The following is a 9,740-nucleotide window of genomic DNA, read 5'->3' as shown; positions in this document are numbered from 1 at the left end:
ATCGAGTGCCCTAAATGTAGTGCTACAGACGATCGAGGGTACGATCGGGCGAGACTCGATCGGCTAAAATATATTTACATCATCGATAGTTAAAAGTTCGCCGCCGATTGTAATCATTTTGGATATTTATCAACTTGCAGTTCGTCCGTTGTTATTTTCGGCTCTCAAAGCCGATCCAGAAGTCGTCCACAAGCAGTCCCTAAACCTACTACACGCGATCGATTCCACTCCCACATCCCCCCTGACCAAAATTGCGAAAGCGAGCTTCCAGCAGTATTTTTGTCGGGTCGATCGACAGTTGGAACAGTCTTTGTTCGGGTTGAAATTTGCCAATCCGGTGGGGTTAGCGGCTGGATTTGATAAAGATGGAATTGCAGCGGGGATCTGGCAGTATTTAGGCTTTGGGTTTGCCGAACTCGGTACGGTGACTTATCATCCGCAACCTGGCAACGAGCGACCTCGTTTATTTAGATTGCCCCAAGATCGTGCGGCATTAAATCGGATGGGATTTAATAATTTGGGTAGTGCGGCGATGGCTGCGGCACTGCAACAGCGACCTCAGGGCGATTTTACCATTCCGATCGGGATTAATTTAGGTAAGTCAAAGATTACAGAGCTAAAAGATGCTGCGACGGATTATTTAGGCAGTTTTCAACGGTTAAAAGATCTCGGCGACTATTTTGTTATCAATGTCAGTTCGCCAAATACGCCCGGTTTGCGAACGTTACAAGAAATCGAACCTTTGCGGATTATTTTCGATACTTTACAACAAGAAAATCAAGGTCGCAAACCAATTTTAGTCAAGATTGCCCCCGATCTCGCCTGGGAAGATATCTCAGCGGTAGTCGAATTATCGCAAGCATCTAAATTAGCGGGCATTATTGCGACGAATACGACATTGGATCGATCGCAATTAACTACTAAAATTATCGCGCGGACGGGTAAAACAGTAATTGAAGAAGCAGGTGGAATTAGCGGCGCGCCAGTCCGCCAAAAGTCTACCGAAGTTATCCGGTTTATCCATCAGCAGACGGGTGGCAGTTTGCCGATTATTGGCGTGGGTGGGATTTTTACTGCTGATGATGCCTGGGATAAAATTATCGCTGGAGCGAGTTTGATTCAAGTTTATACGGGTTGGACTTATAATGGCCCCTGGATGGTCGATCGAATCTTAAGGGGATTATTAGCTAAATTAGAATCTCGGGGGTTAGGATCGATCGCTGAGGCTGTTGGTATAGGAGAAGATTAGATTTACAAAAAACCCAACTTCTACAGAAGTTGGGTTTTTGAAGGTTTGCGAATTAGCCCAATCTCGATCGATAATCTTCGTAACCAAACTCGCGCCAGAGCTTGAAGTTACCATCTTTATCGAGCCTGCCGATCGAGGGATGCACGACACCATTAAACATTGAAGTTTTGACCATCGTATAGTGCATCATATCTTCAAATATCAATCGATCGCCGATCGCTAATTCCCGATCGAACGCATAGTCGCCTAAAAAGTCACCCGCCAGACAACTAGAACCACCCATCCGATACAGCGTATCGCCAGCTTCTGGCTCCCGCGCGCCGCGAATTGCTGGCTTGTAAGGCATTTCCAAACAATCGGGCATGTGGGCGGTAAATGATACATCTAACATCACATTGACGACATCGTTAGTGGGGATTAGATCCAACACTTTACCAGTCAAAAATCCAGTTTCCCAGACGATTGCCGAGCCTGGTTCCATTAGTAGTTGAATGTGAGGATGACGATCGTGAAAGGCATTCAAGATTTCGATCGCGTGGTCTAAATTATAATCTTTGCGCGTCATCAGATGACCACCGCCAAAATTTAGCCACTTAAGTTGCGGTAAAAACTTGCCAAACAATTGTTCGATATTCGCGATCGTTTTTTCTAATGCAAATGAATCGCTCTCGCACAAATTGTGCGATAAGAAACCATCGACTCCCTCGGGTAAAGTCTCACCCAAATGTTCTGGTGATATCCCCAATCGGGTTGAAGGCTGACAAGGATTGTAAAGTGCGGTTTGGACAGGCGAATACTGGGGATTTATCCGCAGTCCTACCGATGGTTTAGCAGTGCCAGCACCCTCAATCTGCGATCGAAATTGGGAGTATTGACCGATCGAATTGAAGGTCATATGCGAGGCTAAGGGCAGAATCTCCGGCACATCTTCAGCGCGATAGGCAGGCGAATAAACATGTACTTCAGTGCCAAATTCCTCCGCTGCTAGTCGCGCTTCCCACAGAGAGCTAGCGGAAGCCCCTTTAAGTGTGGTGCGAATCTGGGGAAAACTATGAAAGAGTGAAAACCCCTTGAGTGCGAGCATAATCCGAATCGGGGCAGCTTTTTGGACTCGATCGAATATGGCGAGGTTTCGCGCTAGCAGTTGTTCTTCAAGTACGAAACAAGGCGAGGGAATATTGGCTAACACGTCGTTGTTATCTGGGGTCATGTTTACTCAAAATTATGGGGTAGAGAGGTATTAACCCAATCTCAATTTTAGCAATTCTATGGCACCTACAAATCCGCGCAGTCAATTAAGCCCATCAGTTTACGTTTGCGCCCGTGTGTAGAAACTAACCGGGCGCGATAGTCCTGCCATTCGGCTTCTCTTCCAGCTTGAATATATGCCCTGCGCGCTCTAGTCAGCCAGCTTATAGCCTCTTGATAAGATTCGGCTTTGCCGCGATTCATAATATCTTCCGCTGGCGCAATTGCCTTCGCAATTACCCATTCCGGTCGATGAGACATGGCTGCATCCATCACCAATTGAATTAAGTTGCCCCTGGCATAACTATCGGTGACAGTAGAAATCGCATCATCGATCGAGCCTTCATGCAAAAAGATTTGGACTTTAGCTTCGGCATGGCTCCAGCTATCCATCGTTCGTAAATGTTGCAGCAAATCGGCCTGTAAGGTCTGCCAAGCCTCGCCTGCCAGCGTTCGGACTTGTTGATATCCTCGCATCGATGGACGCAGCTTAAAAGCGGTAATTCGCGCGGATAGAGCGGTAGGTTGGTCGCCCAATCCCTGCGCCAATTCGCTCGTCCAATCGGCTAATTCGTAGCGATGTCGATCTAGTAGCGGACTCTGATGGATGTTGAAGAACTGATGCTCGGCAGGTGCTGCGGAAATGCGATCGGGTAAATCCAATCCCGCTTTCGCGATGAGAAGTGCCTCCGCAAGCGCATCCTGTTCTCTCAATACCTTCGCTACAGCGAGTGCTTGTCCGGCATCCTTGAGGCGAATGCTCGCCGCCATGACTTCGGCAATCCGCCCCAATTGTGCCAGCATCACCAGGTATTCTTCAACCAGATCCTCCGCTCGCGCCAGGTTCAAATACTCTGGGTAGCGTTCTTGTAAATTCAAAAGCTCCAATCGAATCCGCGCTAATTTATCCGCATAACTCGGTCGTTCCTCTTCCCACAGATCTTCGCTTTCCCCTGCGAGAACTGCTAGAAGCTCCGGTGTATCCCAGCCTTGACGCAACGCTTCAGAGCAGATTTCAAAGCTACCACCCAGACGATCTTGCCATTCCTCCAAATTTACCTGAATATCGATCGCTTCTGACGACGTTAATTCTGCCGTCAACACCGCTGTTGCCCAAATCGGATCGAGCAGTGCCACGAGATCGTCACCCTCTGCACCATAGTCAGCTACCTCGTCCCAATCTTCGATACAAGCTTCGGTAATTGCTGCTAAAATCACCAGCGCATTATTACCATCGCCATTGTCGATAAAAGCTTGCACTTGGTCTAAGATCTCTGGTAAATCAGTATCGATCGGGTTTTCTTCCCAGCCTTCTTCCCAATGTTGCAAACAGTTTCGCATCATCTGTTTGGTTTGGTAGCGATAAGGTTGAGGATCGACACTCGTCTGACGTTTGGGGCGGGTTACGGTGGTTTCTGTTGTAGAAACTTGCCCAACGATGGGAGGAGAAATCTTGTTGACAAATTGATCGATCCGATCCAATAAATCCGGTTCTCTAGCTACTAATTCTTGTACCAGTGTCTGAGTCTGGACGTGGTTTAATCGATCGAGCAACTCATTTAAAGACAGACGTTGGTGAATTGTTTCCGATTTGCGAATCGAAGTCAGAGCCACAGCGACGATGTGTTTGCACCAGCCTTCAAAACTATACTCGCAAGTACATTCGGCTTCCGTCACGCCGCCAGCATCAAATTGAATGGTGACATGGTAAGGTTCGACTTCGTTTCCTTCTACTTCACCATAGAGACAATTTCCCCGTTGACAAAGATCGACTACCGCTCCCTGTTGGTAGTAAGATTCACCCCGCTGGAATGATTTGTCGGTAGCGTGGTAGCGCAGGGTAGTTTCATCGAGATTTGCGATGTGCATAATGAGATTCATTCTATGAAAACTACTCACGATCGAGCATAGCTTGACTTATGTCCGAGAACGCTATTGGCAACAATTATCTATGTTCTCCCATTGTTCGCAAGTCAGTACACAATTACCAAAAACAGTAAATGAAAATGACCCAAAACTATGAGAATAAAGAATAACTACTGGAGCTTTATATTCATCTCTTTTCTGACAAACAAACCATTCACAAGCATATCCTGAGCCATCATATGCTTCAAAAAACATAAGCTTTCCGTCTGTAATTCTAATATACTTTTGCCAATAGCTGTATTTTGTTTGCTCCGTCAATCCATTAAAACCTGGTAGTGGAATTTGGCAATCTGTTGGCTCGAAGTAGTTAGCAATTTTTGAAAATGGAATGACTAGATCGATGTGAAATTTAATATAACACTGTATACTGTCGATTGTTTCGATTGGGTTTGCAAGAACTATTGCAGATTGAGACAGCTCTTCAGGTTTATTGTCAAACCAAGTGGTAGTAGATAAATCTGGCTTGTAGACAAACCAGAATCTCTCGCTAAGTTCCCAGTCGCCTAAGTTATTACAAGAAAACATTCCTTTCAATATTTTACCCGACTCAATATTTGCCAATGATGGCTGAGTGAAATCATCCTCATCATTACCATTCAAATACAATTCTTCACACTGAGCAAAAGTCTTTACTATTGCCCATGAAGGGATACTTCCAAATGAAATGGGAGGGGTATAAACATTATGTATGCTGCTCTCTTCTATTAATTCCAATTTGATTTTCTCCATCGATCGACAAGTAAAAGTATTGAGATTGCTGCCCCATAGCAAATCCAGACAGAGCTAAAAATTTAGATTATTACGATCGCTCGACAATTACCAATACTATTAAAAATAGTAATGCATTCAAGACTTAATGTGAGTTCGGGATAAGGATCGACGAGCGATGATTTCTCGCTCCGTTTTGGTACCGCCCTCAAATGAATTTGGGGCTAATAGCAAAAGTTCGTTAAAACGAACTAAGCGGATTTAGCAGTTCTCTTTAGAGAACTTGAGCTATTAGCCCGAACTTCTAGTTCAGGGCGGTGGTAAAACGGAGCAAATCAATTTTCCTTATCTTGAACTCACTTTAATTATTAGGTTCAACCGCCAATATAGTAACAACTAATCAAACACACATATACTTAAAAAATAGGTAGAGGCAATTTATGAATTGCCCCTACCACGATTTCCAGATCTTTTAATTCTCAAATGGCGATACACCATCGAATACTTCATGCCAAGGTAACCCCATCGGGCCGAGTAATTCCATGAATGGATCTGGATCGCATTCTTCGACGTTAAATACTCCTGGCTTTTTCCACTTGTCATTAACTATCATCAATGCACCAACCACCGCCGGAACGCCAGTTGTATAGGAAATACCTTGCGATCCTACCTCTTGATATGCTGCCGCATGTTGACAGTTATTGTAGACGTAATATTTCTTCTCTACGCCATCTTTAATGCCAGTTATATGACACCCGATCGAGGTTTGTCCGGTATAATTAGTCGCTAGAGAAGCAGGCTCGGGAAGGAGAGCTTTGAGGAATTGTAATGGGACGATCTTTTTGCCTTGATATTCGATCGGATCGATCCGCGTCATCCCGATATTTTCTAATACTTTGAGGTGGGTAATATAGGTTTCAGAAAATGTCATCCAGAACCGCGCGCGCTTGAGAGTGGGGATGTTTTTAACTAAAGATTCGAGTTCTTCGTGGTAGAGTAAATACGACTCGCGATCGCCAATTTCGGGATAGGGAATCGGGCGATGAATCGATAGTGCCGGGATTTCTACCCACTCGCCGTTTTCAAAATATCGTCCTGGTTGGGTAATTTCGCGAATATTAATTTCGGGATTGAAATTGGTGGCAAATGATTTACCGTGATTGCCGTCGTTACAATCGATGATATCTAGATAGTGGATTTCATCGAAATAATGTTTGAGTGCGTAGGCACTAAATACGCCAGTCACGCCAGGATCGAATCCACAACCAAGAATTGCTGTCAGTCCGGCATTTTTGAAGCGATCGCGATATGCCCATTGCCAACTATACTCAAATTTAGCTACGTCGATCGGTTCGTAGTTCGCCGTATCGAGATAGTGAATGCCTGTTTGGAGACAAGCATCCATCAATACCAAATCTTGATATGGGAGTGCGACATTAATCAGCAGATCTGGTTTGAACTCTTCGATCAGTTTGACAGTATTTGCCACTGTATCGGCATCGAGCGCGGCTGTTGTGACTTTGGGCGAACCGATGCTAGCAGCGATCTGCTCGCATTTATCCACGCTACGACTCGCTAGCAAAATATCTGTAAATTCGGCGCGTGCGGCACATTTATGTGCGACGACATTTCCGACTCCACCTGCACCTACAATCATTACCCGTGCCATATTTTCTCCCTGAATAAAGTGATTTTTTCATTAACAGCTTTTGAGTGTGGGAGGCGTGAGTAGCTGCGGAGGATTGACAATCGATAGTCTCCTCGTCCCCCAGTCTCCCAGTCCCCCTGTCTCCAAGTTACTATACCCCGCTAGCCATGTAGGCTAACAACCAACTGGCTGCTGTGGCTCTACGCGTCTGACGTGGGCCAAATTCACCAATTTTGTAACCCTTAAAGCCGAGTTGTTCTTTGAGCAGTTGTTTGTGCTCTGGCGGGATCGATCGAGTGAGTTTGACCGTCGCGGGACGACTGGCGATAAAATCTGGTGGTGTGGGGTAAACTTCGCGCCATTCGGGAGCAACTCGACTGAGATCCCAACTATTTTCCCCGTTGTTGTACCGATAGCCTAAGTAATGCCAGAGGATCTGATTTACTTGCATGTCGCTTATCGACTCGTTAATAATTGTCCAAATCGTATCGGTGTTGAGGGGTGGTAGCTCAGTCCATTCCAGACTTGAGTAATCTATCGCCAAGTCGCCATTATCCATATAAATTATCGAAACATCGCCCCGATCTAATTTCTATAATTTACCAAGTTTTCACTCTCAATTATCGACGATCGATTCACTTAATTATATCTTGAATCAGCATTAACTTAAAGTTATGCTTGGTTTCCGATTGCCGATATCGTTCCTGAATTGGCTGCCAATTTTGCCAGTTGAGATAATTGCTCCGCGCGATTCGTTCGTAGAGCGTTGGTAATTTGATGGGCGATCGTTTACCTAAAGCTTTGCGGATAAATTTATCCAAAACTAAGTTATCTTGAATATTACCAAATATCTGATGAATTTGCTTGAAATCTTTGAGATGGTCGCGATATCGATCGGGATATCGATCGGGAAACATTTCCATCAAATAACGCAGAGCTTTAACTTGCTTGCGGAGTCCGTGCATAGTTTCACCATGGATCGTGAGTAATTGTGAAACTCCCGACTCCAAACCGATTTCTGTTTCTGAATTTAGATCGATCCACCAACCCGGATTGAGGAAAAGTTGTCCGGCGACAGTCAATAGTAAGTCTGGTAAAATCGAGCCGAATTCAATTCTCGCATTAGGCATGTATTGAGGACTATTGAGCCAATTATTCATGCCTAATTTAAAATATTGATACTCCCGATCGTCGAGCATCAATTTAACTTTTGAAATTTCTTTGCGACGACGTTTGACGAGGGTCGCTGCAACTTTTTCTAAGTGTGTTTGCTCTGACTCTGGCAAGCTCGATCGATAATTTTTAAGCAGCTCTTGCAATACGTCTAAATCGCGAACTTTGCCTAATGTTCTTCCAATTTGGCCGATTTGCTTGACGCCCATGACTTTGGGGATATCCAAAATCGGCGCGAAGGCTTGAATCTGCGATCGCAAGCGGCGCAAGCTCACTCGCATCTGATGTACGGCTTCGAGATCCTCATCGGCGAGCACGTCAGCTTCTAAGGTAATGATGGTAATGTACTGTTTTTGGATGGCTGGATAGATGTAGTCAGCTAGCGTAACTGGCGTGCTGGCGCACTCTTGGGGTGATAATGTCAAATTTCGATCCACGAGCGTCATTCCTTGAGTGTGAGGAGAAGCTAATCTACTTCGATCTTAGCCCAATCATTATCTCATCACCATTTTCCCTGAATATGTGACATTTTTTACAGCCATGGCTCGAACCATAGGTTTCAAGATGCTACGCTAAATTTTTGGCAAATTGAGAGCGATATATACTAGACATCTCGACAAAATTTATTGTATTATTAAAAGTTAATTAGCATTTCCATGCTAGCTGTCTAAGCTACCAATTTCGTGCCAAGACAGATCGATTCCGCAAGGCGGACGCTACGCGAACGTCAATAGCAAAACGATTCGATCTCGATCGCCATCCACCTTAACCTACTCAACGTTCGTGTCTAACTTCTGTCCTCAGTCTATGCTCCTAAATTATTTTACCGCCCAACAAAGCGGTGAGAGTGATTTGTGGCAACTAGACGCGGCGGAGCTTAACTCTAACGATCGGATAGCGAACATTGAAATTGCGGCTGACAAATCACTGCATCGATTACCATTCAAGCATTGCGGGAAACCAACTGGCATAACATCACTATCTAGATGTTGTTCGGTTGCATAAATAAACAAGAACACAATCTACATCTTCTTGTAACCCCCGCTTGTCTGCCACAGACAACGGGGGTTGTTCGTAGGAGGCTCAATACTATGAAACCTGCCACTATGGGGATCTCAGACGGCAAGCAATCCGATCTGCGATCCAAAATTCCTTCTGTATTAAATAATTCTGTAGTAGTATTTTCGACCAATTATTTACCCATGGCACGGATTAATATCCGCCGTGCGATTAGCCTACTGTTGAGTGGCAGAGCCGAACCTCTAGACTTACAGGATACTAAGCTAGTGTGGGTATTGCATTCCCCGTCAGTTGCGGTAGAAGTTCCGCATCATATTCGGCTCAAAACCACTACCGCCGAACGGTTGTGGAAACTGCCGAGCGTGAGTCGGCGCGAGCTGCTTAGGCGGGACGGACATCGCTGTCAGTATTGTGGGAGTGCCAAACAACTAACGATCGATCACGTCATTCCGCGTTCCAAAGGTGGTACCCACACCTGGGATAATGTGACGATCGCGTGTGAAACTTGCAACCACAAGAAGGGTGACAAATATCTCAATGAAACCTCGATGGTACTTAAGTCTAAGCCCAAAGCACCGATGCATCCCACCGTCGCCTTTGCCGAACAATTTTGGCAAAGTCGCGAACACAGCAGCTAGGTGATATCTGTAGCTACACGTCATTTGAGTTGCTGCGTAGTTTGTGTTACCCCACCCCAGCCCTCCCCTTATAAAGGGGAGGGAGCAAGAAAAAGCCCCCCTTTATAAGGGGGGTTGGGGGGGGAAGCCC

General features: G+C 45.4%; 8 protein-coding genes. 2 read left to right on the top strand and 6 right to left on the bottom strand.

All coding sequences use genetic code 11. From position 1 onward, the window contains the following. Positions 1 to 118: 118 nt before the first annotated feature. Positions 119 to 1,249: a quinone-dependent dihydroorotate dehydrogenase gene (locus tag C7B77_RS15705; RefSeq protein ID WP_106306628.1), complete on the top strand. Its 1,131-nt coding sequence runs from the start codon at positions 119 to 121 to the stop codon at positions 1,247 to 1,249. A 52-nt stretch (positions 1,250 to 1,301) separates the two neighbouring features. Here C7B77_RS15705 and nspC read toward each other — a convergent pair whose 3' ends face one another. The 6 genes from nspC to C7B77_RS15675 all read right to left on the bottom strand — a co-directional run bounded on the left by nspC (position 1,302) and on the right by C7B77_RS15675 (position 8,377). After that, on the bottom strand, positions 1,302 to 2,459 hold the full coding sequence (gene nspC, locus C7B77_RS15700; RefSeq protein WP_106306625.1) for a carboxynorspermidine decarboxylase: 1,158 nt from the start codon (positions 2,457 to 2,459) through the stop codon (positions 1,302 to 1,304). A gap of 65 nt (positions 2,460 to 2,524) precedes the next feature. Further along, positions 2,525 to 4,366, bottom strand: coding sequence for an SWIM zinc finger family protein (locus C7B77_RS15695; RefSeq protein WP_181243878.1), 1,842 nt, complete (start codon positions 4,364 to 4,366; stop codon positions 2,525 to 2,527). A 63-nt stretch (positions 4,367 to 4,429) separates the two neighbouring features. Continuing rightward, entirely contained in the window at positions 4,430 to 5,152 is a 723-nt protein-coding gene (locus C7B77_RS15690; protein WP_106306619.1) for a hypothetical protein, read from the bottom strand. A gap of 451 nt (positions 5,153 to 5,603) precedes the next feature. Then, entirely contained in the window at positions 5,604 to 6,800 is a 1,197-nt protein-coding gene (locus C7B77_RS15685) for a saccharopine dehydrogenase family protein (RefSeq protein ID WP_106306616.1), read from the bottom strand. Between the two features lie 130 nt (positions 6,801 to 6,930). Then, positions 6,931 to 7,338, bottom strand: a complete 408-nt coding sequence (locus C7B77_RS15680; RefSeq protein ID WP_106306613.1) for a DUF1823 family protein — start codon at positions 7,336 to 7,338, stop codon at positions 6,931 to 6,933. A gap of 76 nt (positions 7,339 to 7,414) precedes the next feature. Then, entirely contained in the window at positions 7,415 to 8,377 is a 963-nt protein-coding gene (locus C7B77_RS15675) for a CHAD domain-containing protein (protein WP_181243877.1), read from the bottom strand. A gap of 666 nt (positions 8,378 to 9,043) precedes the next feature. On the opposite strand from C7B77_RS15675, the gene C7B77_RS15670 reads away from it, so the two are divergent. Then, positions 9,044 to 9,610, top strand: coding sequence for an HNH endonuclease (locus C7B77_RS15670; protein ID WP_219892167.1), 567 nt, complete (start codon positions 9,044 to 9,046; stop codon positions 9,608 to 9,610). The last annotated feature ends 130 nt before the right edge of the window (positions 9,611 to 9,740 follow it).

The organism is Chamaesiphon polymorphus CCALA 037 (assembly GCF_003003845.1).
Taxonomy (GTDB): domain Bacteria; phylum Cyanobacteriota; class Cyanobacteriia; order Cyanobacteriales; family Chamaesiphonaceae; genus Chamaesiphon; species Chamaesiphon polymorphus.
This window is presented reverse-complemented; position numbering and strand designations above follow the sequence as displayed.